At 58.6% G+C, this 24556-nt stretch carries 22 protein-coding genes; 14 read left to right on the forward strand and 8 right to left on the reverse strand.

Annotated features, from left to right (window positions below):
* The first annotated feature begins 67 nt into the window (after positions 1 to 67).
* Positions 68 to 1597, forward strand: coding sequence for an NADH-quinone oxidoreductase subunit M (gene nuoM / locus AB6731_RS00410; protein WP_014170991.1), 1530 nt, complete (start codon positions 68 to 70; stop codon positions 1595 to 1597).
* A gap of 6 nt (positions 1598 to 1603) precedes the next feature.
* A complete protein-coding gene (nuoN, locus tag AB6731_RS00415) occupies positions 1604 to 3061 on the forward strand; it encodes an NADH-quinone oxidoreductase subunit NuoN (RefSeq protein WP_014170990.1) in 1458 nt (485 codons plus the stop codon).
* A 102-nt stretch (positions 3062 to 3163) separates the two neighbouring features.
* On the opposite strand, the gene AB6731_RS00420 is transcribed toward nuoN, so the two are convergent.
* Together AB6731_RS00420 and rbn are read right to left on the reverse strand one after the other, a co-directional pair.
* Positions 3164 to 4168, reverse strand: coding sequence for a chemotaxis protein (locus AB6731_RS00420; protein WP_014170989.1), 1005 nt, complete (start codon positions 4166 to 4168; stop codon positions 3164 to 3166).
* Positions 4169 to 4232: 64 nt separating this feature from the next.
* Entirely contained in the window at positions 4233 to 5150 is a 918-nt protein-coding gene (gene rbn, locus AB6731_RS00425) for a ribonuclease BN (RefSeq protein WP_371005736.1), read from the reverse strand.
* Positions 5151 to 5220: 70 nt separating this feature from the next.
* On the opposite strand from rbn, the gene AB6731_RS00430 reads away from it, so the two are divergent.
* The 8 genes from AB6731_RS00430 to menE all read left to right on the forward strand — a co-directional run bounded on the left by AB6731_RS00430 (position 5221) and on the right by menE (position 13141).
* Positions 5221 to 5682: a GNAT family N-acetyltransferase gene (locus tag AB6731_RS00430; RefSeq protein WP_014170987.1), complete on the forward strand. Its 462-nt coding sequence runs from the start codon at positions 5221 to 5223 to the stop codon at positions 5680 to 5682.
* Between the two features lie 53 nt (positions 5683 to 5735).
* On the forward strand, positions 5736 to 6041 hold the full coding sequence (gene elaB / locus AB6731_RS00435) for a stress response protein ElaB (RefSeq protein ID WP_020883147.1): 306 nt from the start codon (positions 5736 to 5738) through the stop codon (positions 6039 to 6041).
* A gap of 95 nt (positions 6042 to 6136) precedes the next feature.
* The gene (gene menF, locus AB6731_RS00440) at positions 6137 to 7432 is read left to right on the forward strand and encodes an isochorismate synthase MenF (RefSeq protein WP_371005737.1); all 1296 of its coding nucleotides are present in this window, start codon (positions 6137 to 6139) and stop codon (positions 7430 to 7432) included.
* Positions 7433 to 7520: 88 nt separating this feature from the next.
* On the forward strand, positions 7521 to 9191 hold the full coding sequence (gene menD, locus AB6731_RS00445) for a 2-succinyl-5-enolpyruvyl-6-hydroxy-3-cyclohexene-1-carboxylic-acid synthase (RefSeq protein WP_371005738.1): 1671 nt from the start codon (positions 7521 to 7523) through the stop codon (positions 9189 to 9191).
* Positions 9188 to 9964, forward strand: coding sequence for a 2-succinyl-6-hydroxy-2,4-cyclohexadiene-1-carboxylate synthase (gene menH / locus AB6731_RS00450; RefSeq protein ID WP_068794835.1), 777 nt, complete (start codon positions 9188 to 9190; stop codon positions 9962 to 9964). The genes menD and menH overlap by 4 nt, the downstream gene beginning before the upstream one ends.
* Positions 9961 to 10818, forward strand: a complete 858-nt coding sequence (menB, locus tag AB6731_RS00455; RefSeq protein ID WP_014170982.1) for a 1,4-dihydroxy-2-naphthoyl-CoA synthase — start codon at positions 9961 to 9963, stop codon at positions 10816 to 10818. Before menH ends, menB begins: the two co-directional genes overlap by 4 nt.
* Positions 10818 to 11783 (forward strand): o-succinylbenzoate synthase, encoded by a 966-nt coding sequence (menC, locus tag AB6731_RS00460; RefSeq protein WP_050737132.1) that lies wholly within the window; start codon positions 10818 to 10820, stop codon positions 11781 to 11783. The genes menB and menC overlap by 1 nt, the downstream gene beginning before the upstream one ends.
* Positions 11780 to 13141 carry an o-succinylbenzoate--CoA ligase gene (menE, locus tag AB6731_RS00465; RefSeq protein ID WP_371005739.1) on the forward strand — a complete coding sequence of 454 codons (1362 nt, stop codon included), beginning with the start codon at positions 11780 to 11782 and terminating at the stop codon, positions 13139 to 13141. Before menC ends, menE begins: the two co-directional genes overlap by 4 nt.
* On the opposite strand, the gene AB6731_RS00470 is transcribed toward menE, so the two are convergent.
* Genes AB6731_RS00470 through AB6731_RS00480 form a run of 3 tightly spaced genes read right to left on the reverse strand, consistent with a single transcriptional unit; the run spans position 13142 to position 16091 of the window.
* Positions 13142 to 14656: a tripartite tricarboxylate transporter permease gene (locus AB6731_RS00470; RefSeq protein WP_014170979.1), complete on the reverse strand. Its 1515-nt coding sequence runs from the start codon at positions 14654 to 14656 to the stop codon at positions 13142 to 13144.
* Between the two features lie 11 nt (positions 14657 to 14667).
* Positions 14668 to 15099: a tripartite tricarboxylate transporter TctB family protein gene (locus tag AB6731_RS00475; RefSeq protein ID WP_020883153.1), complete on the reverse strand. Its 432-nt coding sequence runs from the start codon at positions 15097 to 15099 to the stop codon at positions 14668 to 14670.
* Between the two features lie 11 nt (positions 15100 to 15110).
* The gene (locus tag AB6731_RS00480; RefSeq protein ID WP_014170977.1) at positions 15111 to 16091 is read right to left on the reverse strand and encodes a tripartite tricarboxylate transporter substrate binding protein; all 981 of its coding nucleotides are present in this window, start codon (positions 16089 to 16091) and stop codon (positions 15111 to 15113) included.
* A gap of 150 nt (positions 16092 to 16241) precedes the next feature.
* On the opposite strand from AB6731_RS00480, the gene tctD reads away from it, so the two are divergent.
* The 4 genes from tctD (at position 16242) to AB6731_RS00500 (ending at position 20275) form a co-directional block, all read left to right on the forward strand.
* The gene (gene tctD, locus AB6731_RS00485; protein ID WP_014170976.1) at positions 16242 to 16916 is read left to right on the forward strand and encodes a transcriptional regulator TctD; all 675 of its coding nucleotides are present in this window, start codon (positions 16242 to 16244) and stop codon (positions 16914 to 16916) included.
* Positions 16903 to 18312 (forward strand): sensor histidine kinase, encoded by a 1410-nt coding sequence (locus tag AB6731_RS00490; protein WP_371005740.1) that lies wholly within the window; start codon positions 16903 to 16905, stop codon positions 18310 to 18312. The genes tctD and AB6731_RS00490 overlap by 14 nt, the downstream gene beginning before the upstream one ends.
* Positions 18313 to 18441: 129 nt before the next feature.
* Positions 18442 to 18981 (forward strand): YfaZ family outer membrane protein, encoded by a 540-nt coding sequence (locus AB6731_RS00495; protein ID WP_020883156.1) that lies wholly within the window; start codon positions 18442 to 18444, stop codon positions 18979 to 18981.
* Between the two features lie 94 nt (positions 18982 to 19075).
* On the forward strand, positions 19076 to 20275 hold the full coding sequence (locus AB6731_RS00500) for a nicotinamide mononucleotide deamidase-related protein YfaY (protein WP_371005741.1): 1200 nt from the start codon (positions 19076 to 19078) through the stop codon (positions 20273 to 20275).
* Positions 20276 to 20308: 33 nt separating this feature from the next.
* Here AB6731_RS00500 and glpC read toward each other — a convergent pair whose 3' ends face one another.
* Genes glpC through glpA form a run of 3 tightly spaced genes read right to left on the reverse strand, consistent with a single transcriptional unit; the run spans position 20309 to position 24331 of the window.
* Complete coding sequence (gene glpC, locus AB6731_RS00505) at positions 20309 to 21499, reverse strand: anaerobic glycerol-3-phosphate dehydrogenase subunit GlpC (protein WP_371005742.1); 1191 nt, start codon at positions 21497 to 21499, stop codon at positions 20309 to 20311.
* Positions 21496 to 22713: a glycerol-3-phosphate dehydrogenase subunit GlpB gene (gene glpB, locus AB6731_RS00510; RefSeq protein WP_371005743.1), complete on the reverse strand. Its 1218-nt coding sequence runs from the start codon at positions 22711 to 22713 to the stop codon at positions 21496 to 21498. Before glpB ends, glpC begins: the two co-directional genes overlap by 4 nt.
* Entirely contained in the window at positions 22703 to 24331 is a 1629-nt protein-coding gene (gene glpA / locus AB6731_RS00515) for an anaerobic glycerol-3-phosphate dehydrogenase subunit A (RefSeq protein WP_371005744.1), read from the reverse strand. Before glpA ends, glpB begins: the two co-directional genes overlap by 11 nt.
* Positions 24332 to 24556 lie beyond the last annotated feature (225 nt).

Here is a 24556-nt window from a genome sequence, read left to right on the forward strand (position 1 = left end):
GAATTTTATTCGAATTCGTTGAAAATCAGGCCCCTGCTGGGGGCCTTAAAAAGGAATGTAAATCGCCATGTTACTACCCTGGCTAATATTAATTCCCTTCATCGGCGGCTTCCTGTGCTGGCAGACTGAACGCTTTGGCGTGAAGATGCCGCGCTGGATCGCGCTGATCACCATGGGATTGACGCTCGCGCTTGGTCTGCAACTGTGGTTGCAGGGTGGCTACTCTCTGACGCAGTCTGCGGGGATTCCGCAGTGGCAGTCTGAATTTATTCTGCCGTGGATCCCGCGTTTTGGGATAACCATTCACCTGGCTATCGACGGTTTGTCGCTGCTGATGGTGGTGCTGACGGGTCTGCTCGGCGTTCTGGCGGTACTCTGCTCCTGGCGAGAAATTGAAAAATACCAGGGCTTCTTCCACCTGAACCTGATGTGGATCCTGGGCGGCGTTATCGGCGTATTCCTTGCCATCGACATGTTCCTGTTCTTCTTCTTCTGGGAGATGATGCTGGTGCCGATGTACTTCCTGATCGCGCTATGGGGCCATAAGGCGTCCGACGGTAAAACGCGTATCACGGCGGCAACCAAGTTCTTCATCTATACCCAGGCGAGCGGTCTGGTGATGTTGATTGCGATTCTGGCGCTGGTGTTTGTTCACCACACGGCGACCGGTATCTGGACCTTCAACTATGAAGACCTGCTGAAGACCCCGATGTCTCACGGTGTGGAATACCTGCTGATGCTGGGCTTCTTCATTGCCTTCGCGGTGAAAATGCCGGTGGTTCCCCTGCACGGCTGGCTGCCAGACGCGCACTCACAGGCGCCAACGGCGGGTTCCGTTGACCTGGCGGGGATCTTGCTGAAAACCGCGGCCTACGGTCTGCTGCGTTTCGCTCTGCCGCTGTTCCCGAATGCGTCCGCTGAGTTCGCGCCAATTGCGATGTGGCTTGGTGTGATCGGTATCTTCTACGGTGCCTGGATGGCCTTCACGCAGTACGACATTAAACGTCTGATTGCGTACACCTCCGTTTCTCACATGGGCTTTGTACTGATTGCCATCTACACCGGCAGCCAGCTGGCTTACCAGGGTGCGGTTATCCAGATGATTGCGCACGGTCTGTCCGCAGCCGGTCTCTTCATCCTGTGTGGTCAGCTGTACGAACGTCTTCACACCCGTGACATGCGTATGATGGGCGGTCTGTGGAGCAAAATTAAATGGCTGCCAGCGCTCTCTATGTTCTTCGCGGTGGCCACGCTGGGTATGCCAGGCACCGGTAACTTCGTCGGCGAATTTATGATTCTGTTCGGCAGCTTCAAAGTGGTGCCGGTCATTACCGTGATCTCCACCTTTGGTCTGGTGTTCGCTTCCGTTTACTCGCTGGCGATGCTGCACCGCGCTTACTTCGGTAAAGCGAAGAGCGAAATTGCTGCAAAAGAACTGCCGGGGATGTCGCTGCGTGAGCTGTTCATCATCCTGCTGCTGGTCGTACTGCTGGTGCTGTTGGGCTTCTTCCCGCAGCCAATTCTGGATACCTCGCACTCCGCGATGGGGAATATCCAGCAGTGGTTTGTTAATTCTGCTTCTACTACAAGGCCGTAATTCGCCATGACAATAACTCCACAACAACTGATCGCGCTGCTACCGCTGCTGATCGTCGGATTGACGGTGGTGGTTGTGATGCTCTCCATTGCGTGGCGACGCAATCACTTCCTGAATGCCACGCTGTCGGTCATCGGTCTGAACGCCGCATTAGTCTCTCTCTGGTTTGTTGGCCAGGGCGGGGCGATGGACGTCACTCCACTGATGCGCGTTGACGGCTATGCCATGCTGTACTCGGGTCTGGTTCTGCTGGCGAGCCTGGCAACCTGTACGTTTGCGTACCCATGGCTGGAAGGCTACAACGACAACAAAGAAGAGTTTTACCTGCTGGTACTGATTGCCGCGTTGGGCGGTATTCTGCTGGCGAATGCGAACCATCTGGCTGCGCTGTTCCTCGGTATTGAGCTTATCTCTCTGCCGCTGTTCGGTCTAATTGGTTACGCCTTCCGTCAGAAACGTTCTCTGGAAGCGAGCATCAAGTACACCATTCTGTCTGCTGCCGCGTCGTCTTTCCTGCTGTTTGGTATCGCGCTACTGTACGCACAGTCCGGAAACCTCTCTTTCATGGCGCTCGGCAAGAGCCTCGGCGACGGTATGCTGCACGAACCGCTGCTGCTGGCGGGTCTGGGCATGATGATTGTTGGCCTTGGCTTTAAGCTCTCTCTGGTTCCGTTCCACCTGTGGACGCCAGACGTCTACCAGGGCGCGCCTGCTCCTGTCTCAACCTTCCTGGCGACGGCGAGCAAAATCGCTATCTTCGGGGTGGTGATGCGTCTGTTCCTGTATGCGCCGGTGGGTGACAGCGAAGCGGTTCGCGTGGTGCTGGGCATCATCGCGTTTGCTTCCATCATCTTCGGTAACCTGATGGCGCTGAGCCAGACCAACATTAAACGTCTGCTGGGCTACTCATCTATCTCCCATCTGGGCTACCTGATGGTGGCACTGATTGCGCTGCAGAGCGGTGAGATGTCGATGGAGACCGTCGGTGTTTACCTGGCCGGTTACCTGTTCAGCAGCCTCGGCGCGTTCGGCGTGGTGAGCCTGATGTCCAGCCCGTACCGTGGTCCGGATGCAGATTCCCTGTTCTCCTACCGTGGTCTGTTCTGGCACCGTCCGATTCTGTCCGCCGTTATGACAGTAATGATGCTCTCTCTGGCGGGTATTCCGATGACGCTGGGCTTTATCGGTAAGTTCTACGTGCTGGCAGTGGGTGTGCAGGCACACCTGTGGTGGCTGACGGCGGGCGTGGTTATCGGCTCTGCAATCGGTCTCTACTACTACCTGCGTGTGGCCGTGAGTCTGTATCTGAGTGCACCTCAGCAGCTGAACCGCGATGCGCCGCGTAACTGGCAGTACAGCGCCGGTGGTATCGTGGTACTGATCTCCGCGCTGCTGGTACTGATCTTCGGTATCTATCCACAGCCGCTGATCACCATCGTGCAGCACGCGATGCCGCTGATGTAATCACGTTGCTGTTTGACCGCAGTGAATAAAAAAACCCGCCTCGGCGGGTTTTTTGTTGGCTTGCGGCCTTGCCCTGTCGGGAAGGCGTGAGCCTGCTGAAAGTTAAGCCAGCTGTTTACGGCTAATCAGCGGACCGTCAATCTTCTTCATTGAACGATCCAGAACTTCTTCAATGACTGACGAGAGTTCATTGAGTTCAAACTTTGCCACGTAACCGTCGGCTTTCACCTTACGAATATGATCTTCGTTAGCATTGCCGGAGAGGGAAGAGTGGATCACCACCGGAATATCTTTCAACAGCGGGTCGGTTTTGATTTTACGCGTCAGGGTAAAGCCGTCCATCTCCGGCATTTCCAGGTCGGTCAGCACCAGTGCGATCTTATCGGTAATCGGCACACCTTCAGCCTGAGCCTGTGCCGCCAGCACGCTAATTTTCTCCCACGCGTCTTTGCCGGTGATATGCAGCTGCGCCGGGATCTCCATCGCCTGCAGACCTTTTTCCAGCATCGAGCGTGCCACTTTAGAGTCTTCGGCGACAATCGCGACGGCACCGGGCTTGATGTGGAATTTCGTAGTCTTCAGATCCGTGGCATGCAGGTCGTGGTTGGCCGGGGTGATGTCATACAGGATCTGCTCAACGTCGAGCACCATCGCCAGCTCATTGGTATCGGTCTTCTCATCCAGACAAGCGATACTGGTGATGTACCGCCCGCTGACGGCAGTTTCCGCCGCGTGCACCTGCTTCCAGTCAAGACGCATGATGTTCTCAACGGATTCCACCGCAAAAGCCTGCACGCTGCGGGCATATTCCGTGATCAGCAGGATGTTCAGCCCGGTGGTTGGCTTACAGCCCGCCACGGCAGCCAGGTCGATTACCGGGATAACCTGATCGCGAATATTCACCATGCCCATCAGCGGTGATTTCATCCCGGCGGGTTTCGTGAACTCTGGCATCGGCACAATTTCACGCAGCTTAAAGACGTTAATGCCAAACAGCTCGGATTTATTTGCGTTCAGAGAGGTGCCAAGACGGAACAGCAACAGTTCAAAACGGTTCGACAGGGTGAGATTCGCCCTGTCATCAATATCTTTCTGGAAATTATCCATTCTACCCTCGAGAGAAATGCTGACCTTTTAATCGTTATCGGCACTCTGAGAGAAAAATGAAGGACTAAACGCTGACCTTAGCGAAATCTTCGGCCAGCTCACATTCCTGGAACCGTTCACGGCACTCTGTCAGCAGGCGTTCACAGCCCCGGGCATCGTAGCGCGAGCTGACATGGGTGACGATCAGTTTCCCGACGCCCGCGTCACACGCAAGCTGCGCCGCCTGGTGCGTAGAGCTATGGCCCCGGCTGTTGGCTTTCTCTTCCATCGCCGCCTCCAGGGTGGCTTCATGTACCATGAGATCCACACCCTGCGCCAGCAGCAACGCCGCCGGGCACGGGGCCGTGTCGCCAAAAATCGCCAGTTTTTTCCCGGGCTGCGGGGCGGCGAGGTAATCCTGCCCGTTGATGACGCGCCCGTCTTCCAGCGTCACGGTTTCGCCCTGCTTCAGACGCTGGAACAGCGGCCCGGGTTTAATCCCGTCGGCCAGTAACGCCGACGCATTGAGCGCGCCGGGTTTATCCTGCTCCTCAATGCGATAACCATAGCACTCCACCGGATGGCTCAGGGGTTGGGCTGTCACCCGATAAACCCCGTCATCCAGGACCAGACCGGCGGTTATCTCCACCACCTCCAGGGGATAATCTGTCCATGAGCCGCTCAGACGCAGCGTGGTGTTGACAAATTCCCGAATACCCGCAGGCCCGTAAATCGTCAGCGGGTTGGCATTGCCCGCCATTGAGCGGCTGCACAGCAGGCCAGGCAGGCCAAACAGATGGTCGCCATGCAGATGGGTAATGAAAATTTTATCCAGTTTGCCGGGATGATACGAGGTATGTAACAGCTGATGCTGCGTCCCTTCACCGCAGTCAAAAAGCCATAATCCACCCCGCGTCGGGTGCTGCAAATCCAGCAGAATCGCGGTCACATTTCGTGATCGGGTTGGCACTCCAGCGGACGTACCGAGAAAAATCAGTTCCATAACGTAATCAGCCCTTTGCCGAACGGGGAGGGGTTTAGTATAACGTGATGAACCCAGGAAGGAGACTGACATGATCCAGTGGCAAGATTTACACCATAGTGAGCTCACGGTAACGTCACTTTACGCGCTGCTTAAACTGCGTTGCGAAGTGTTTGTTGTTGAACAAACCTGCCCGTATCAGGATATCGATGGCGATGATCTTATTGGCGAGAATCGCCATATTCTTGGCTGGCGGGACAACGCGCTGGTGGCGTATGCGAGGATTCTGAAAAGCGAAGACGATTTTGAGCCTGTCGTGATTGGTCGCGTGATTATCAGCGGCAACGCGCGTGGTGAAAAACTGGGCTATCAGCTGATGGAAAAAACGCTGGAAGCGTGCCAAAAACAGTGGCCGGACAAGGCGTTATATCTGGGCGCGCAGGCGCACCTGCAACCGTTCTATGGGCATTTTGGGTTTACCCCCGTGACGGACGTGTACGATGAGGACGGTATTCCACACATCGGCATGGCGCGGGAAGCGAAACAGGCGTAATGGCGAGTCGTTGGCTATAGTTAGCGGACTGGTGTACTAACATGGAGAAAAATATGTCATTTCAATCCTGGGATACCCGTATCGATGACGACCTGGCCTTGCTGAGCGAAACGCTGGAAGAGGTGTTACGTTCGTCGGGCGACCCTGCCGATCAGAAATATATTGAGCTGAAAGCCCGTGCCGAAAAAGCGCTGGATGATGTTAAAAATCGCGTCAGCCATGCTTCGGACAATTACTACTACCGCGCGAAAAAGGCGGTATACCGTGCCGATGATTACGTCCATGAAAAACCATGGCAAGGCATCGGGGTAGGGGCAGCTGTCGGACTGGTGCTGGGGCTGCTTTTAGCCCGCCGTTAACGTTCCTTATACGGTTAACCACTCCCTATACGTGGGTACTGCTATTTATGGTCAGTACCCCGTATAATATGCGGTTTTAACAGGGAGAGGTTCGCGTGAATTCGATTTCCACCGCGCTGGAGCATCTGCGTAGCCAGCTTACGCAAGCGTTACCCACTGCACCCGGTTTACATCACTTCGACGTCTCTTTCCCCTTAAATGACGCCTTCGATCCCCTGGCCTGGCTGGGTGTTCAGCATTGCTATCCTCAGTTTTACTGGCAACAGCGTAACGGTGATGAAGAACTTGCTGCGCTTGGTGCCGTCGCGCATTTCTCCTCTCTGGCATTTGCCTCACAGTTTTTGCAGGCGCATGATGCGGCCCGCGACACGCGTATCTGCGGCCTGAATGCGTTTAATCCCGAGCAGGGCAGTCTGTTTTTACCGCGTCTGCTGTGGCGACGTACCGCCGGACAGGCCACGTTACGCCTGCAGCTGTGGAGTGACAGTTCACTTCACGATGATGCCCGCGCCGCGCTGGATTTTCTCCAGCAGCTCGGTGAGGCAAGACCCATTCGTCCGCTGTCCGTTGAGGTTGTGCAGGAAAAGCATCATCCGGAACAACCCGAATGGCTGCGCCTTATCCGCAAGGCAACCCAGACCATCGCTCGCGGTGATTTTGAAAAGGTAGTGCTCGCCCGGGCAACCGACCTGCAGTTTAAGCACTCTGTTAACCCTGTCGCACTGATGGCTGCCAGCCGCGCCCTGAACCTGAACTGCTACCATTTCTGCATCGTATTCGATGCCAGCAACGCGTTTCTCGGCTCGACCCCCGAGCGCCTGTGGCGCAGACGCGGCAAGCTGCTGCGCACGGAAGCGCTGGCAGGCACCGTCGCCAGCCATACCGATGATAAACAGGCCGAACGGCTGGGCGACTGGCTGATGAACGACGACAAAAATCAGCGTGAAAATATGCTGGTAGTGGAAGATATTTGCCAGCGGCTCCAGCACCATACCCAGACGCTGGAGGTGCTGCCCGCCCAGGTTGTACGGCTGCGTAAAGTACAGCATCTGCGTCGCTGTATCTGGACCGAGCTCAAACACGCTGACGATGCACAATGCTTGCATGTTCTGCAGCCTACGGCGGCCGTCGCCGGTCTGCCGCGTCAGGCGGCGCGCGACTTTATCCGCCACAACGAGCCGTTCGACCGCGAGTGGTACGCCGGTTCTGCCGGGTATTTATCCCCTGAACAAAGCGAATTCTGCGTGGCGTTGCGTTCTGCCCGTGTTTACGAAGACGCCCTGCGGCTGTACGCCGGGGCGGGAATTGTCAGCGGCTCTGACCCGGAGCAGGAGTGGCAGGAGATAGAAAACAAAGCGGCCGGACTGCGCTCTCTGCTCCTAAGGGATTAAGACTGATTCGCGCAATCCCGATTCATATCAAAATTCCAATTTTTTCTATTATTTATACTGTGTCGCATTCTTGATACCGGACAATCTCATGTCAGTAAGTTCTTTTAACCGACGCTGGGCGGCGGTGATCCTTGAAGCCCTGATTCGCCATGGCGTCAGGCACGTGTGTATTGCACCGGGTTCTCGTTCAACCCCGCTGACGCTGGCGGCCGCTGAAAACCGGGCATTTATTCACCACACTCATTTTGATGAACGCGGGCTTGGCCATCTGGCGCTGGGGCTGGCGAAAGTCAGCAACGAGCCTGTGGCGGTGATTGTGACCTCCGGTACCGCGGTGGCAAACCTCTATCCGGCGCTGATCGAAGCCGGATTAACCGGGGAGAAACTGATCCTGCTGACCGCGGATCGTCCCCCCGAGCTTATCGACTGTGGTGCCAACCAGGCCATTCGTCAGCCGGGCATCTTTGCCTCGCATCCTTCACAGGCAATCGCGTTACCGCGTCCTACTCAGGATATTCCGGCAAGCTGGCTGGTCTCGACAATCGATCATGCCATCGGGACACTGCGCAGCGGGGCGCTGCATATTAACTGTCCGTTTGCCGAACCGCTGTATGGCGAAATGGATGACACCGGTCTTGAATGGCAGCGCACCCTGGGTGAGTGGTGGCAAAGTGAAAAGCCGTGGCTGCGTGCACAACCGCATCCTGAAAGCGCCAGACAACGTGACTGGTTCTTCTGGCGGCAGAAACGTGGCGTGGTGGTTGCCGGGCGCATGAGCGCCGCGCAAGGCAAGCTGGTTGCGGAATGGGCGCAAACCCTTGGCTGGCCGCTGATTGGCGACGTACTTTCCCAGACCGGTCAGCCGCTGCCGTGTGCCGATCTCTGGCTGGGGAATGCGAAGGCGGTCACCGAGCTTGCGCAGGCGCAGATTATTGTCCAGCTCGGCTCAAGCCTGACCGGTAAACGGTTACTGCAGTGGCAGGCTACCTGTGATCCAGAAGAGTACTGGCTGGTGGACTCGCTGGAAGGGCGGCTCGACCCGGCACACCATCGTGGTCGTCGTCTGGTCAGTGAGATTGACGCCTGGCTTGCGCTCCATCCGGCTGAAAAACGCAAGCCCTGGGCCGTTGCGATCCCGGCGCTTTCGGAACAGGCCTGGGCGTTAACCCAGGCGAGCTGCGAAGCATTCAGTGAGGCCGGGCTGGCACACCGTATTCGTCAGTATCTGCCCGAGCAGGGGCAGCTGTTTGTCGGCAACAGTCTGGTGGTTCGCCTGATAGATGCCTTTTCAAAGCTGCCAGCCGGTTACCCGGTCTACAGTAACCGGGGGGCCAGCGGCATTGACGGGTTGATCTCCACGGCGGCGGGCGTACAGCGTGCCAGCGCGAAGTCTACGCTGGCAATCGTCGGCGATCTCTCCGCGCTGTACGACCTCAATGCCCTGGCGCTGCTGCGTCAGGTTTCGGCACCGTTTGTGCTGATTGTGGTTAACAACAACGGTGGACAGATTTTCTCCCTGCTGCCCACCCCGCAGAGCGAACGTGAGCGTTTCTATCTGATGCCCCAGAACGTGCAGTTTGAACACGCCGCGGCAATGTTCAGCCTGAAATACCATCGCCCGGAAAGCTGGGAAGCGCTTGATGCGGCCCTGAGCAGCGCCTGGCGACAGCCCGGTGCAACGCTGATCGAGCTGGTGGTGAACGATGCTGACGGCGCGCAGAAACTGCAAAGCCTGCTGGCCCAGGTAAGCCACCTGTGATCCTCGCGGGCGTGCAGCAGGCTGGAAAGCCGGGTTATCCCTGGCTGGTCTTTTTGCACGGTTTTTCCGGGGATTGCCGCGAGTGGCAGACGGTCGGGGCGGCGCTGAGCGATTACCCGCGGCTGTATCTCGACCTGCCGGGGCACGGTGTTTCCGGCAATACTGGCGTGACCGGGTTCGAGGAGATGAGCGATTTGCTGACCCGGACCCTGCTTAGTTACAACATACTGAATTTCTGGCTGGTGGGGTACTCCCTCGGCGGCCGCATTGCGATGTTCCATGCCTGCCAGCAGCCAGAGGGGCTGAAGGGCATTATTGTGGAAGGCGGCCATCCCGGGCTACAGGACGCCGGTGAGCGGAGTGCGCGGCTGGTATCCGATCGCCGCTGGGCGCGGCGCTTTCGTACCGAGGCACTCGACGTGGTTTTCACTGACTGGTACCGACAACCCGTATTTGCTTCCCTGACGGACGTTCAGCGGCAGGCGCTTATTCGTCAGCGTAGCCAGAACAATGGCGCGACTCTGGCGATGATGCTCGAGGCCACCTCGCTGGCCGTGCAGCCTGATTTGCGTCCGGGACTGAGCGCCTGCAACGTCGCTTTTGATTATTTATATGGTGAACGTGATGAGAAGTTCAAAGCCCTTGCGGCTGAACTGCACGCCGTACGCCATGCGATTCCCCATGCCGGACACAACGCCCACCGGGAAAACCCCGCTGCGGTTGCTGCGAGTCTGGCTCAGATACTGCGTCTTCGAATAAAGGACTCTCTATGATCTATCCTGATGAACACATGCTCTATGCGCCGGTTGAATGGCAAGACTGCTCCGAAGGTTACTCCGACATTCGTTACCACAAATCCGCAGACGGCATTGCCAAAATCACCATCAACCGCCCGCAGGTGCGTAACGCGTTCCGTCCGCTGACCGTCAAAGAGATGATTCAGGCGCTGGCAGACGCGCGCTATGACGACAACATCGGTGTTATCGTCCTGACCGGCGAAGGTGAAAAAGCGTTCTGTGCCGGTGGCGATCAGAAAGTGCGCGGCGATTACGGCGGATACCAGGATGACTCTGGCGTTCACCACCTGAACGTGCTCGATTTCCAGCGCCAGATCCGCACTTGTCCAAAACCGGTGGTGGCGATGGTGGCAGGCTACTCCATCGGCGGCGGCCATGTGCTTCACATGATGTGTGACCTGACCATTGCCGCAGAGAACGCCATCTTTGGCCAGACGGGCCCGAAAGTGGGTTCGTTCGATGGTGGCTGGGGGGCTTCCTACATGGCGCGTATTGTCGGTCAGAAAAAAGCCCGCGAAATCTGGTTCCTGTGCCGTCAGTACACTGCTCAGGAAGCGCTGGATATGGGCCTGGTGAACACCGTGGTGCCAATTGCCGACCTCGAGAAAGAGACCGTGCGCTGGTGTCGTGAAATGCTGCAAAACAGCCCGATGGCGCTGCGCTGCCTGAAAGCGGCCCTGAATGCCGACTGTGACGGTCAGGCAGGTCTGCAGGAGCTGGCAGGTAACGCCACCATGCTGTTCTACATGACCGAAGAAGGGCAGGAAGGTCGCAACGCCTTTAACGAAAAACGCCAGCCTGACTTCAGCAAATATAAACGGAATCCGTAATGCGTCGCGCGCAGGTTTACCGCTGGCAGATACCGATGGACGCGGGCGTGGTGCTGCGTGAACGGCGGTTAAAAACCCGTGATGGCATGCTGGTGCATCTGCAGCAGGGCGAGCAGGAAGGCTGGGGCGAGATTTCGCCGCTGCCGGGCTTTAGCCTTGAATCGCTGGAGGACGCGCAGACGGTATTGCTGGCGTGGGCCAGTGAGTGGCGTGAGGGCGCGAACCCGGCGTTGCCGGAGGTGCCTTCCGCGGCTTTTGGTATTAGCTGCGCGCTGGCGGAGCTGGACGGTCGCTTGCCTGCAGAGGCTAATTACCGCGCGGCACCGCTCTGTACGGGCGATCCGGATGAGCTGTTTGCGCTGCTCGCCGCCATGCCGGGCGAGAAAGTGGCGAAAATCAAAGTCGGTCTCTATGAAGCGGTGCGCGATGGGATGGTCGCTAACCTCTTACTGGAAGCATTGCCCGACCTGCATCTGCGTCTGGATGCTAACCGCGCCTGGACGCCGCTGAAGGCGCAGCAGTTCGCGAAGTACGTAAACCCGGCGTACCGCAGTCGTATCGCGTTTCTGGAAGAGCCGTGTAAAACCCGCGACGATTCCCGGGCGTTTGCCCGTGAAACCGGCATTGCCATCGCGTGGGATGAAAGCCTGCGTGAAGACGGCTTTGCGTTTGTCGCCGAACCGGGTGTCCGCGCGGTGGTCATTAAACCGACGTTGACCGGCAGCCTTGCTAAGGTACGTGAGCAGGTCGCGGCGGCCCATGCCGCCGGGCTGACGGCGGTCATCAGCTCTTCGATTGAGTCCAGCCTGGGGCTAACCCAACTGGCGCGCGTTGCCGCCTGGTTAACGCCAGACACTGTCCCCGGTCTCGATACGCTGAACCTGATGCAAAATCAGCTTATCCGCCCGTGGCCAGACAGCACGCTGCCGCTCCTTGACGTTGAGGGGCTGGAGCCATTGCTATGAGTTTTACCGACTGGCCGTGGCGACACTGGTGCGCGCAGTATGCTGATAAACCGGCCCTGAGGCTGAACGATGAGACGCTCAGCTGGCAACAGCTGTGTGTGCGCATCGACAGACTGGCCGCGGGCTTTCAGCTGCAGGGTGTGCAGGAGGGCGACGGCGTAATGCTGCTGGCGCATAATCACCCGCAAACCCTGATGGCATGGCTGGCATTGCTTCAGTGCGGGGCACGTATTCTTCCCGTTAACCCGCAGCTGCCGCACCCGCTGCTGGACGTGTTGCTCCCGCAGATGACGCTGCGCTTTGCCCTGGTGCTGGACGGCGTCTACGACGGGCTGGTCGCGCTCAGTATGCGCGAGGTGCCGGGCGGGTGTCGCGTGGCGTGGCAACCGTCGCGGCTGGCTTCCATGACGCTGACATCCGGTTCAACCGGTTTACCCAAGGCGGCGGTCCATACCTGTGCCGCCCATCTTGCCAGTGCGCGCGGCGTGCTTTCGCTGATGCCCTACGGCGATGAAGACGACTGGCTGCTCTCCCTGCCGCTGTTTCATGTTTCCGGGCAGGGGATTTTGTGGCGCTGGTTGCAGGCTGGCGCGCGCTTAACCGTCCGCGAGAAGCAGCCGCTGGCGCAGGCCCTGCAGGGCTGTACGCATGCCTCACTGGTACCGACGCAGCTCTGGCGTCTGCTTAATGCACACCAGCCTGTCGCGCTGAAAGCCGTACTGCTTGGCGGGGCCGCGATCCCCGTTGATCTGACTCAGCAGGCGGGCCAGCGGGGGATCCGCACTTTCTGTGGCTACGGTCTGACGGAGTTTGCCTCAACGGTTTGTGCCAAAGAGGCAGACGGTGAACCGGACGTCGGCGCTGCGTTGCCGGGCAGAGAGGTGCGGGTGGTTGACGGTGAAGTGTGGATCAAAGCGCAAAGTATGGCCGCAGGTTACTGGCGGGACGGTGCATTGATTCCGCTGACCAATGCACAGGGCTGGTTTGCCACCCGCGATCGCGGGGAATGGCATGACGGGCGCCTGACGATCCTTGGCCGAATGGACAACCTCTTTTTCAGCGGGGGCGAAGGGATCCAGCCGGAAAGCCTTGAGCGGGTTATTGCCCGCCATCCGCAGATAAACCAGGCGTTTATCGTCCCACTCGATGACGCCGAGTTCGGTCAGCGTCCGGTGGCGGTGGTGGAGTGTGAACCGGGAACCGATATCACCGGCTTCCCGGCATGGGTACAGGGTAAACTGGCGCGCTTTGAGCAGCCGGTGCACTGGCTGATGCTGCCGGCAGAGCTCAAAAATGGCGGGATTAAGATCTCCCGCCAGGCATTAAAACAGTGGGTCACCCGTCTGTTGAAAGGATAATCAACCGATATCCGGTGCCGGTTTGCGCTGGCGGCGACGCAGCAGACGCAATACAGGCGGAACCACAATCACCAGAATGGCCATCGCTAACAGCACCTTCGTCACGCTGCTGTCCCACAGAATAGACATATTGCCGTTGCTGATGGACAAGGCGCGGCGCAGGTTCTGCTCCAGCATCTCTCCCAGCACAAAGCCTAAAATCAGCGGTGACATCGGGAAGTGCATCTTACGCAGGATGTAGCCCAGTACGCCAAGCAGCACCATCAGCACCAGATCGAAAGTGGTGCTGTGTACCGCATACACCCCCACCGCAGAGACGGCCGCGATAGCCGGCACCAGGAACCACAGGGGAATTGTCAGCATCCGGGTGAACAGACCAATCAGCGGAATGTTCATGACCAGCAGCATCACGTTGGCGATCAGCAGCGCTGCAATCAGCCCCCAGACAATATCCGGCTGCTCGGTAAACATGGCCGGTCCAGGCGTAATGTTATAGAGCGTCAGCGCGCCCATCATCACCGCCGTGGTGCCCGAGCCCGGCACGCCAAGGGTCAGCATCGGGATAAACGAACCGCAGGCCGAGGCGTTATTCGCAGCCTCTGGGGCCGCTACCCCGCGAATGTCGCCCTTGCCGAAGCTGTCACTGTTGCCGCTGAGCTTTTTCTCGGTCATGTAAGTGATGGCGCTGGCGATGGTGGCCCCGGCCCCCGGCAGAATGCCGACGAAGAAGCCAATCACCGACGAACGCAGCGTCGCGCCGATACACTGTGCGCCCTCTTTGGCACTGAAAAGCATGCGGCCCGTTTTACGCACCAGCGTCTGTCCGCTGCTGGTATGTTCCAGCATCAATAAAATTTCAGAGACCGAGAACAGGCCAATCACGACCACGATAAACTGCACACCGTCGGAAAGGTGCACGCTGTCAAAGGTAAAGCGATAAACCCCGGTGTTGGCATCCACGCCGACGGTGGCTAACCCTAAACCAATCAACGCGGACAAAAACGATTTCAGCGGATTCTGCGCCATCATGCTGCCGAGACAGGCGATGGCAAAGACCATCAGCGCAAAATACTCTGCCGGACCAAACGCCAGCGACCACTGGGCCAGCGCAGGGGCAAAAAGAATGATACCGCCGATGGCAATCAGCGAACCACAAAACGAACTGACCGCGGAGATGGACAGCGCCACGCCACCGCGACCCTGCCGTGCCATCGGGTAGCCATCCAGCGCGGTCATAATGGCCGCCGCATCGCCTGGCACGTTCAGCAGAATGGAGGAAATACGCCCGCCATATTCACAGCCGATATACACCGTCGCCAGCAGGATCAGCGCCGATTCCGCAGGCAGATGCAGGGCAAACGCCAGCGGGAGTAAAATGGCGACGCCGTTAATCGGCCCAAGGCCGGGCAGCAGACCCACAATGGTCCCGACAAAGCAGCCGATCAGGGCTATCACCAGGTTTTCGGGGGTCATCGCCACGGCGAACCCCTGCGAGAGATAAATCCAGGTATCCATAGCGTGCTCCGTTAATTAAACCATGCGCCGAGCGGTAAGGTCACATCCAGCAGGCGGTCAAAGGCAAACCACAGCAAGATCCCCATTACCGCGCCGGAAATCCCCGCCGCCGGGAGGGTGGCGTTAAACAGCATGCCGATCACCATCGTCAGGATGGCGGTTGCCACCGGAAAGCCGAGCCACTCAAAACCCCAGGCGTACATCAGCAGAACGATGACCATCACCAGCAGACGCTGCAGAATACGGCGCGGTGGCCACTCTACGGTATCCGGATGACGGAGCAGCAGGGCCACCGAGCAGAGCAGCATCAGTCCAACAATGCCCATCGGGAAGGGGCGCGGCCCCACCGGTTCATAGCTGTATTCGCTGTGGATCTGCCAGGCGACGAACATCCCACCGACGCAGAGCAGCAGCCAAATCCCGGCAAAAATACGATCGCTCATACCGCCTCCGGTTATTTGGCAAGGCCAAAGGCTTTCGCCTGTTCGCGATAGTCATTGACCTGTTTTTTGACGTACTCATCCAGCGGTTTGCCGCTCAGGTTGAACTCAAACAGCCCGCGCAGATCGCGCTGCTTTTTAAACGCTTCGGTCTGCTGGAGTTTATTGAAGGTTTCGACCCACCACTGATATTCGGCATCGGTCACTTTTGGCCCGACGAAGAAACCGCGGATAATCGGCCAGACCAGGTCATAACCCTGTTCTTTTGCGGTAGGGACGTTCGCCAGTTGGCCCGGCAGGCGGTTCTCAGAGAAGACCGCCAGCACGCGGATTTTATCGCCGTTCAGGTAGGGCACCATTTCACTGAGATCGCCGGATACCGCCTGAACGTGATTTCCCATCAGCGCCGTCACCGGTTCGCCGCCCCCTTCAAACGCCACGTAGCGCATCTTGTGAGGATCAACCTTCGCCTGCTGTGCCAGCAGGGCGGCTTTCATCCAGTCCTGGCTGCCGATGGAGGCACCGGCGCCAATCACCACGCTGTTCGGATCTTTTTCCATGGCGGTCAGCAGGTCTTTCAGGGATTTCCACGGTGAATCCGCGCGCACGGCAATCATGCCGTAGTCAGTACCGACGGTTGCCAGCCAGCGCACGTCATCCACGCCGTAGCGGCCAAACTTCCCCTGAGACAAGTTCAACAGCGAGCCACCGGAGAAAGCTACCACCGTGCCGGCTTCCGCAGGGCGTTGCGCGACAATCGCGTTGTACGCAACGGCACCCACGCCGCCGGGCATATAGGTCACGCGCATGGGTTTTGCGATAGCGCCGGTCTCCAGCATGCTGACCTGAATGAGTTTGCAGGTGAGATCGAAACCGCCGCCGGGTTTCGCCGGCGCGATGCACTCGGTGCGGGACGGGGCATCCTGCGCCTGAACGACAGAGGCACTTATCATCAATACGCTTGCAGCAAGAGTCGAAAGTAGTTGTTTTTTCATCGTTTATCCTCACGCCGGAGTTCCGGGAGTACGGGTACGGGTCTTTTTTCTGATTATGTGAACCACCTTGTAGCGGTTCCGTTGCGTGATTGTTAAAACAATAACCTTTCATTTCCCTTTCAATGCGACACCAACTTTACAGGATGTGATATGCGTCTCTTACTGGCGGAAGATAATCGTGAGCTGGCTCACTGGCTGGAGAAAGCGCTGGTGCAGGAGGGCTTTGCCGTGGACTGCGTTTCTGACGGGCGCGCCGCCGACCATCTGCTGCAGGGAGAAAGCTATGCGGTTGCCATTCTGGACATCGGCATGCCCGGCTTTGACGGTCTGGAGGTCGTGCATCGTCTGCGTAAACGCGGTCAGACGCTGCCCGTCCTGTTTCTCACCGCGCGCAGCAACGTGGCGGACCGGGTGAAAGGGCTCAACGCCGGGGCGGATGATTATCTGCCGAAACCGTTTGAGCTGGAGGAGCTTGATGCGCGGCTGCGCGCCCTGTTGCGCAGAAGCGAAGGGCGAACGCAGGAGCGTCAGCGCCTTGGGGAGCTGGAATATGACGACGAAGGCTTTTTCCTGCTGCGCGACGAGCCTCTGTCGCTCACGCCACGTGAACTGTCGCTGCTGAAGGTGTTGATGCATCGCCGGACCCGCCCCGTATCCCGGCAGCAGCTGTTCGATCAGGTGTTTAGCCTGAATGACGACGTTAGCCCGGAGAGTATCGATCTCTATATTCATCGTCTGCGCAAAAAGCTCAGCGGTAGCGGCGTGAGGGTCACCACCCTTCGCGGACTGGGTTATGTGCTGGAGTGCGGCGATGAGGTGGGTTAAGCCGCAGTCGCTTTACCTGCAGCTGCTACTGTTTCTTGGGCTTCCGTTGCTGTTACTGTGGGGGTTGTCGGCATTTAACAGCTATGTCAGCGCATTGCAGGCGGCCACGCAGGCTTACGACCGCACGCTGTTATCCTCTGCCCGAACAATATCGGAGCGGCTGGAGGTTCACGACGGCAGGCTGGGCGTGAATGTACCCTGGGTGGTGCTCGACAGCTTTGAACTCAATATGAACGACCGGCTCTATTATAAAGTGGTCGATCCCGACGGGCGGGTGATCTCCGGCTATGACGATCTCCCCCGGATGCCCCCGGCAACATCCCGCACCACGCTCTATCCGGCGCTGGCCTGGTTTTATCACACCGAATACCGCGGGCAGGCGATCCGTGTCGCGCGTCTGCTGCAGCCCGTCAATGAAGGGAATATCGTCGGCATGGCGGAGATTTATGTCGCGGAGACGCTCCAGTCCCGCCGCTATCTCGCCAGTCAGTTGCTCTTTTCATCATGGGTCTCTCAGGGATTGCTGGTGCTGCTGACCCTGGTGTTGACCGCGTGGTTGTTGCGTCGCGTACTGCGCCCAATGCGCCAGCTCTCTTCGTTGATGGTGCGTCGTGATCCAGGCCTGCTCGCGCCGCTGCCGGAGTTGTTGCCCTGGTCTGAGACCCGGCTGCTGATTGTGGCGTTCAACCGCTATATCGACAGGCTGCGCGGCGTGCTGTCGCGTCAGGAACGTTTCAACGCGGATGCCTCGCATCAGCTCAAAACCCCGCTGGCGGTGCTGAAAACCCAGGTCTCCGTTGCCCTGATGCGTCAGGATCCCGCCCTGTGGCAGGAGAGCCTGCGGGCAATGAATGCGACCCTGGATGACACCATTGTACTGACCGAACGGCTGCTGCAGCTTTCCGCTGTGAAGCGTAAGGAGCAGGGGGAGGGCCAGTTTGCGCCGGTGGATTTGGTTCAGGTGGTGCAAAACTGCTGCTTCTCCCGGCTGGCGCAGGCGCGCAGTAAAGCGATTGACCTGGGCTATGACGGTCTGCAGCAGCCGGTCATGATCGAAGGCGATGACGTGCTGCTGGGGGAGTTATGCGCCAACCTGCTGGAGAATGCGATCAAATATACCCCTGCAGAAGGGACAGTGACCGTGTTCCTGCAAACAGATCAGGGCGCCGTTGAGCTGAGCGTGGAGGACAGTGGTCCGGGCATCGAAGAGGACCAGATCCAGCAGGCGATGCTGCCTTTCCACCGGCTGGATAACGTCGGAGATGCCGCCGGGTCAGGGATCGGGCTGGCGCTGGCCGCTGATATTGCCCGTCTGCACCGAAGTCCTTTGCAGCTGACGCGCAGCGAAACGCTGGGTGGCCTGAGCGTTAAAATGCGTTTTCTGCTGCTCACGTAAAAAAACACCGGGTATCAAATCGTTACAAACTACTCGCCTGCCGCACGCAGAGTGCTTGATCCCCGGGCGACTCAGGTTAAAATCTCGCGGTTTTGGGACTTCTCTATAAAATTGTGCGGGATCACGACAATGAAAAAAGTGGCATTAGTGGGCTTAGGCCTGATGGTTGTTTCTTCGGCGGCGAACGCCATCAGCTTCAACGGCTCGGCGGGTCAGGATTATACTCACCTCGGCTTTGGCCTTGGGACCGAGACCTCCGGTCTGGCGATGACCGGCGGCTGGACACATAACGATGACGATGGCGATGCGGCAAGCCTCGGCCTGGGTCTGAACATTCCGCTTGGCCCGTTCCTGGCTACCGTGGGCGGTAAGGGGATTTACACTAACCCGAACGACGGTGATGAAGGTTACGCGGCGGCGGTAGGCGGCGGCCTGCAGTGGAAAATTGGCGATAGCTTCGGCCTGTTCGGCGAGTATTACTACTCACCGGATTCGCTCTCCAGCGGTATCGACAGCTATGAAGAAGCCAACGCGGGCGCGCGCTGGACCATCATGCGTCCGATTACGATTGAAGCAGGCTATCGCTATCTGAACCTGGCGGGTAAAGACGGCAACCGCGACAACGCACTGGCTGACGGCCCGTACGTGGGGGTCAGCGCAGGGTTCTAATCACGCCGGCGCGGCATTCTGTCGCGCCAGTTTCTCTCTTCTCCCGACATCCATTTGCGCTATAGTGTTTTGACCATATAAGCGGGAGAACACAATGATTAACGTGGAGATGTTATCCACCGGCGACGAAGTGCTGCATGGACAAATTATTGATACCAATGCTGCCTGGCTTGCCGATCTTTTCTTTGAGCAAGGATTACCGTTAACGCGTCGCAATACGGTGGGCGACAATCTTGAGTCACTGGTGAATGTGCTGCGCGAGCGTAGCGAACACGCCGACGTGTTGATTGTGAACGGCGGGCTCGGTCCCACCAGCGACGATCTCAGCGCCCTGGCCGCCGCGACCGCAAAAGGTGAAGGGCTGGTGCTTCATGAAGAGTGGCTGGCGCAGATGGAGCGTTTCTTCTCCGAACGTGGCCGTGTTATGGCACCCAGCAACCGCAAGCAGGCGGAAATTCCCGCCAGCGCCGAACTGGTCGATAACCCCGTGGGTACTGCGTGTGGGTTTGCCATTACGCTGAACCGCTGCCTGATGTTCTTCACGCCGGGCGTACCGTCAGAATTTAAAGTGATGGTTGAGCAGCAGATCCTGCCGCGCCTTCGCGAACGTTTTACCCTGCCTGAGCCTCCGCTCTGCCTGCGTCTGACCACGTTTGGCCGTTCCGAAAGCGATCTGGCCCAGAGTCTTGATCATCTTTCCCTGCCACCCGGTGTCTCAATGGGCTACCGCTCCTCCATGCCCGTCATTGAACTCAAGCTGACAGGACCGGCCTCAGAGAAGGCGGCGATGCTGGCGCTCTGGCCGGAGGTGCAGCGCGTGGCCGGTGAAAGCCTGATCTTTGAAGGCACCGAGGGGCTGCCGGCGCAGATTGCGTCACATCTGCAGTCTCGGCAGCTGAGCGTGACCTTAAGCGAACAGTTCACCGGCGGCCTGCTGGCGCTACAGCTGTCGCGCGCCAGTGCGCCGCTGTTGGCCAGTGAAGTGGTGCCGTTCCAGCAGGAAACGCTGGCGCAGACCGCGCGCTGGGCTTCGGAAAGAAGAGTGAAACATTTTGCTGGCCTGGCGCTGTTTGTGGGGGGGCTGGATGAGGAACATCTCAACTTTGCGCTGGCGACGCCGGAAGGCACGTATGCTTTGCGGGTTAAAATGAGCATTACCCGCCACAGTCTGGCGGTACGTCAGGAGGTCTGCGCCATGATGGCGCTGAACATGCTGCGCCGCTGGCTGAAGGGTAAAGAGGTGGCCAGCGAGCACGGCTGGATTAATGTTGTCGAATCGCTGTTTGTTGAGTGATGCCTTTGCCGGGGCGTTTTGCCCCGGCACGGTTTAGTCCAGCGCCTTCGCCAGCAGAGTGATCGGATGCTCGCAGCGCTTGCTGGTAGACATCTCTATCTGCCACTTGCAGGTTTCGCAGTCGGTGACCACGATATCTGCGCCGCTCTCTTCAATCTGGCGAAACAGCGGGGCGCCGATCGCCTGTGACGTTTCGTAGTTTTCTCGCTTAAAGCCGTAAGTGCCCGCGATGCCGCAGCAGCGCGAGTCCAGCACCGTCAGCTCCAGCCCCGGAATGAGCCGCAACAGCTCAAGCGTATAGAGCGACCAGCCCATTTTTTCCATATGACACGGTGTGTGATACACCACTTTCAGCGGTAGTTCCCGCAGCGGCAGCGTCTGCCCGCTGTCCAGTTTGCGCCACAGGAAACGCGTCGCCAGCTCAATGTGCTCGCGCAGACCGGTGTTATCCACGTCCAGCAGGTGCGGATACTCATCACGCAGGGTGAAGGTACAGGTGGACGAGGTGGCCAGTACCGGAATTCCTTTATCAACGATGGCCTCGCGCAGGGACGTGACGTTGCTTTTGGCCTGTCTGCGCGCCTTATCGGTAAAACCGTTGGCAATCAACGGCACACCGCAGCACTTCTCTTTATTCAGGAGCTGCACGCCGGTCCCCATCGCGTTGAGTACCTTCAGCAGATCTTTTCCCAGTTGCGGGTGGTTGTAGTTGACATAGCAGCCGTGGAAGAACGCGACCTGATCGGTGTACTGCGCCTGTTCCGCTGCCACGGATGTATACCAGCGTCGGAAGGTACCGTGAGAGTATTTTGGCAGGCTGCGGTGGTGGTCTATCTTCAGCGTCGCATCCAGCAGTTTTCGCACCGGCTTGAGAGACGTTGCAGCATTCACCAGCGGGGCAAAAGGCGTGGAGACACTGCCCATCAGGTCGGTGTGACTCAGGATCGCATCGCGCAGGGACGGCTTTTGCGTGCTGTAACGCGCGCGGGCTCGCTGGATGATATCGCCAATCTTCACGTCCGACGGACAGGCCACTTCGCAACGTTTACAGTTGATGCAGTATTTCAGCGCCTCATCGTACAGCGCACCGTCTTTAAGACGCAGGCGCTCGCCGTCAGGCCCGGCCTGTTTCGGGCCCGGGTAGCGCGGATTCACACCGCTGACCGGGCAGACGGTGGTACAAACTGTGCATTTGATGCAGCTTTCAAACCGGGTATCGTTCATTGCTCAGCCTCCATGCGCTGGCCAATTTGCTCTGCCACATACAGCGCCGTGATGGCGCAGACCCCGCCGCCGCAACCCTGAGCGATGGGATCGTATCCCCCCAGAAGAGAGCCAATGGCATAGAGATTACTGACCGGCTGACCAGAAAGTTGCGGGTGTAGCTGCTTATCGACAATCACGCCGAACTGCTGCCAGGGTTGTGGGGTGAAGAAATCACTCTGATACCAGTCCGCGCGGGAGGGCGTTTGCCGGACATCCAGCCCCATAATGGCCTCCTGAATGCCGTCCCGACGGCTCAGCAGCCCGTTGCTGAAGAAACTGCCGCTTGCCAGTACCGTATAACGCGCGCGAAGCGGAATATCAGCGTGATTACGCGTCCAGACTTCGCTCACCGAGCCATCCGTCAGGGTGATTTTTTTCACCTCGTCACCCGCCATCCACACGCCACCCTGAGCGATAAACCGCCGCTGAAGCTGGGTATGCAGGCGAATGCCGGGGACAGAAGGGGGAAGCGTCGGCAGCAGGCCAAGCGAGCAGGGCAGGCGATCCGAGAGCCAGCGCCAGAGCCGGTTGTCGCTTAAGCCAAAGCAGGCGGGCATAAACAGCGTGTCGCAACCTTCGGCCAGTGGCCGGATCGCGGCATACAGCAGCGGCCATTTATCGTCGTTATCGAGAAAACGGGCAATATTCACCGCGCGAAACTCGCTCGGGTTGTCGCGCAGGACGTCAAGCTCAGGAAGCTCTATCTCAGCCGTTTGTGCGTTCATCCCCTGGCGACAGAGCGATGCCGCAGCGAGGTGGGGCTGGAAATCAAGAAAACCGCTAATACCCACGACCAGGACCCGTCCTGCGTTAAAGGGGGCAACAGGCACCTCTTCCGGGCTGAGCCAGGCAGAGCGCAGGGTGCCGAGCGGAGTAACCCGATGATGATTTTTCCGGGCGTTACCCTGCAGCCGTGCGCCGCACTCGGCCAGAAGGGTTTCGGCTTCATGGGCGAAGCGGTCGACGGTGTCTCTGCCCGTCAGGTTATAGGGATGCTCTGGCGGCAGGGCATCGCGATACGCCTCATCCAGCAGATCCAGCGAACCCGACGAGAAGTGCAGTGCGCTCTGGCCCCGGGTGATGATGGCGCAGCGCAGCCCCTGCTTCGTTAGCCTGATACCACAGAGCAGACCCGCCAGCCCACCACCGACAATCACGGTATCAAATTTCATCCTGTTGCTCCTTCTCAAGACCGCACAGCCCCTGGTAGACCCAGCGGGTAAACTCGCTTTCACGCAGGGCATCACCCCAGGCGACAGGCTGAATGCCTTTCCAGCGTTCGTTCAGGAAATCACTGAGTTGTGCCAGCGACTGGGTGGCAGTGGTGGTATGAAAACGTTGTAACAACCCGGCGGCACGGCAGGCGCACAGCTCACCCTGGCAGGTGCCCATGCCCACGCGGGTGCGCCGACGTAAATCAAGCAGGCTGTTGACGGTCAGATTCTCCACGGCGTATTGCACTTCACCCGCCGTGACGGCTTCGCATTCACACACCAGGCTACGGCTCAGCCGTCCTTCTCCCAGCCAGACCGGCGTGCGGTCTCCGTGGCGATAGATGGCGGAACCGCGCAGGGGGGCGGAAAGGGAGATGATTTTTTGCAGCGTTTTCTCGGTGGACTGACGCGAGCCGGGCAGAGGTTGCTCTGCGGTCACACACCGTTCGCTATTACCCAGCTTGCGGCAGACGGCATCGGTTGCCCACTCGGCCATCAGGCGGTAGGTCATCAGCTTGCCGCCGGTGATGGTGATAAACCCGTCCAGACCATCGCGCGCGGCGTGGTCGAGCAGCACGATGCCACGGCTGACGTTGCGCCCGCTCGGGTCGTTATCGCTCGCCACCAGAGGGCGCACGCCGGCATAGGCGCGAAGAATTCGGGTCTGCGCCATCACGGGAGCCAGCTTTTCCCCTTCGCGCAGCAGGATATCCACCTCGTCGGCGGTCACGCGGTTGTAATCAATCTCGCTATAGTCCACGTGGGTTGAGGTGGTGCCGATAAGCGAAATGGTATCGCCCGGTACCAGGATGTCGGCATCAGAAGGTTTGCGGCAGCGGTTGATCACGTGGTTGTTAATGCGGTGGTCGAGGATCAGCAGCGAGCCTTTTGCCGGGAACATGCGCACAGACAGCTCGGCGTACTCCGCGATGCGTTGCCCCCAGATCCCCGCCGCGTTGACCACCACGGCGGCGTACAGTTCGCCATGCTCCTTATACTGCGTATCAAAAACACGTACGCCGCAGACGCGGTTCCCTTCACAGATAAGCCCGGTCACTTCCTGCCCGGTCAGAACCTGTGCGCCGTGTTCACGGGCGTCCAGCATGTTCGCGGCGGTCAGGCGGAAAGGGTCAACCGTGCCGTCCGGGACCTTCACCGCACCGATAAGGGCCGGGTTGACAGACGGTTCCAGACGACGCGCGAGTTCGGGGTCGATAACATCAGCCTCAATCCCTGCAGCGCGGCAGGCGGTCACAAAGGTTGGCTGAAATGAGAGATCGTCTTCGGGAAGCGTAATGAACAGACCGTTGGTCGGTTCAATGCAGTGGCGGGCAATGCGTCTGAGGATCTGGTTTTCAGCAATGCATTCCCGTGCGGATTCGGGGTCGGTCACCGCGTAACGGGCACCACTGTGCAGCAGGCCATGATTGCGCCCGGTTGCGCCCGTCGCAATGTCATGGCGCTCCAGCAGCGTGACGCTCAGCCCACGCAGGGCGCAGTCGCGTGCGATGCCGGCGCCGGTCGCGCCACCGCCAATGATAATCACATCGCTGTAGCGAGGATCGTGAATTGTCATTGTTATCCCTCTGTGTTCGTTTTTTACCATTTAGCCACATCAAAACTGTGGTTTGTTTGATTTCGAACATAAACGAACGAAATTCGAAAGTGAAACGTGATTCCATGCGCTTTTCTGCGCACATTGTCATATTTCTGTAACAATTTGTGCGTTGATTCACAGTAACAATCACCGTGATTTCTTAACATCGCCGCCTCTCTGGAGTGTGGGGCAGTTAAACCCCTG

Source organism: Enterobacter sp. RCC_40 (genome assembly GCF_041360735.1).
In the GTDB taxonomy this organism is placed as follows: domain Bacteria; phylum Pseudomonadota; class Gammaproteobacteria; order Enterobacterales; family Enterobacteriaceae; genus Enterobacter; species Enterobacter ludwigii.

Coding starts and splice junctions, on each gene's coding strand:
- nuoM (WP_014170991.1), top strand. CDS start 68: ATGTTACTACCCTGGCTAATATTAATTCCCTTCATCGGCGGCTTCCTG.
- rbn (WP_371005736.1), bottom strand. CDS start 5,150: ATGGAACTGATTTTTCTCGGTACGTCCGCTGGAGTGCCAACCCGATCA.
- AB6731_RS00495 (WP_020883156.1), top strand. CDS start 18,442: ATGAAAAAAGTGGCATTAGTGGGCTTAGGCCTGATGGTTGTTTCTTCG.
- AB6731_RS00475 (WP_020883153.1), bottom strand. CDS start 15,099: ATGAGCGATCGTATTTTTGCCGGGATTTGGCTGCTGCTCTGCGTCGGT.
- elaB (WP_020883147.1), top strand. CDS start 5,736: ATGTCATTTCAATCCTGGGATACCCGTATCGATGACGACCTGGCCTTG.
- nuoN (WP_014170990.1), top strand. CDS start 1,604: ATGACAATAACTCCACAACAACTGATCGCGCTGCTACCGCTGCTGATC.
- AB6731_RS00480 (WP_014170977.1), bottom strand. CDS start 16,091: ATGAAAAAACAACTACTTTCGACTCTTGCTGCAAGCGTATTGATGATA.
- menB (WP_014170982.1), top strand. CDS start 9,961: ATGATCTATCCTGATGAACACATGCTCTATGCGCCGGTTGAATGGCAA.
- menD (WP_371005738.1), top strand. CDS start 7,521: ATGTCAGTAAGTTCTTTTAACCGACGCTGGGCGGCGGTGATCCTTGAA.
- AB6731_RS00500 (WP_371005741.1), top strand. CDS start 19,076: ATGATTAACGTGGAGATGTTATCCACCGGCGACGAAGTGCTGCATGGA.
- glpC (WP_371005742.1), bottom strand. CDS start 21,499: ATGAACGATACCCGGTTTGAAAGCTGCATCAAATGCACAGTTTGTACC.
- AB6731_RS00430 (WP_014170987.1), top strand. CDS start 5,221: ATGATCCAGTGGCAAGATTTACACCATAGTGAGCTCACGGTAACGTCA.
- AB6731_RS00420 (WP_014170989.1), bottom strand. CDS start 4,168: ATGGATAATTTCCAGAAAGATATTGATGACAGGGCGAATCTCACCCTG.
- tctD (WP_014170976.1), top strand. CDS start 16,242: ATGCGTCTCTTACTGGCGGAAGATAATCGTGAGCTGGCTCACTGGCTG.
- menC (WP_050737132.1), top strand. CDS start 10,818: ATGCGTCGCGCGCAGGTTTACCGCTGGCAGATACCGATGGACGCGGGC.
- AB6731_RS00490 (WP_371005740.1), top strand. CDS start 16,903: ATGAGGTGGGTTAAGCCGCAGTCGCTTTACCTGCAGCTGCTACTGTTT.
- AB6731_RS00470 (WP_014170979.1), bottom strand. CDS start 14,656: ATGGATACCTGGATTTATCTCTCGCAGGGGTTCGCCGTGGCGATGACC.
- glpB (WP_371005743.1), bottom strand. CDS start 22,713: ATGAAATTTGATACCGTGATTGTCGGTGGTGGGCTGGCGGGTCTGCTC.
- glpA (WP_371005744.1), bottom strand. CDS start 24,331: ATGACAATTCACGATCCTCGCTACAGCGATGTGATTATCATTGGCGGT.
- menE (WP_371005739.1), top strand. CDS start 11,780: ATGAGTTTTACCGACTGGCCGTGGCGACACTGGTGCGCGCAGTATGCT.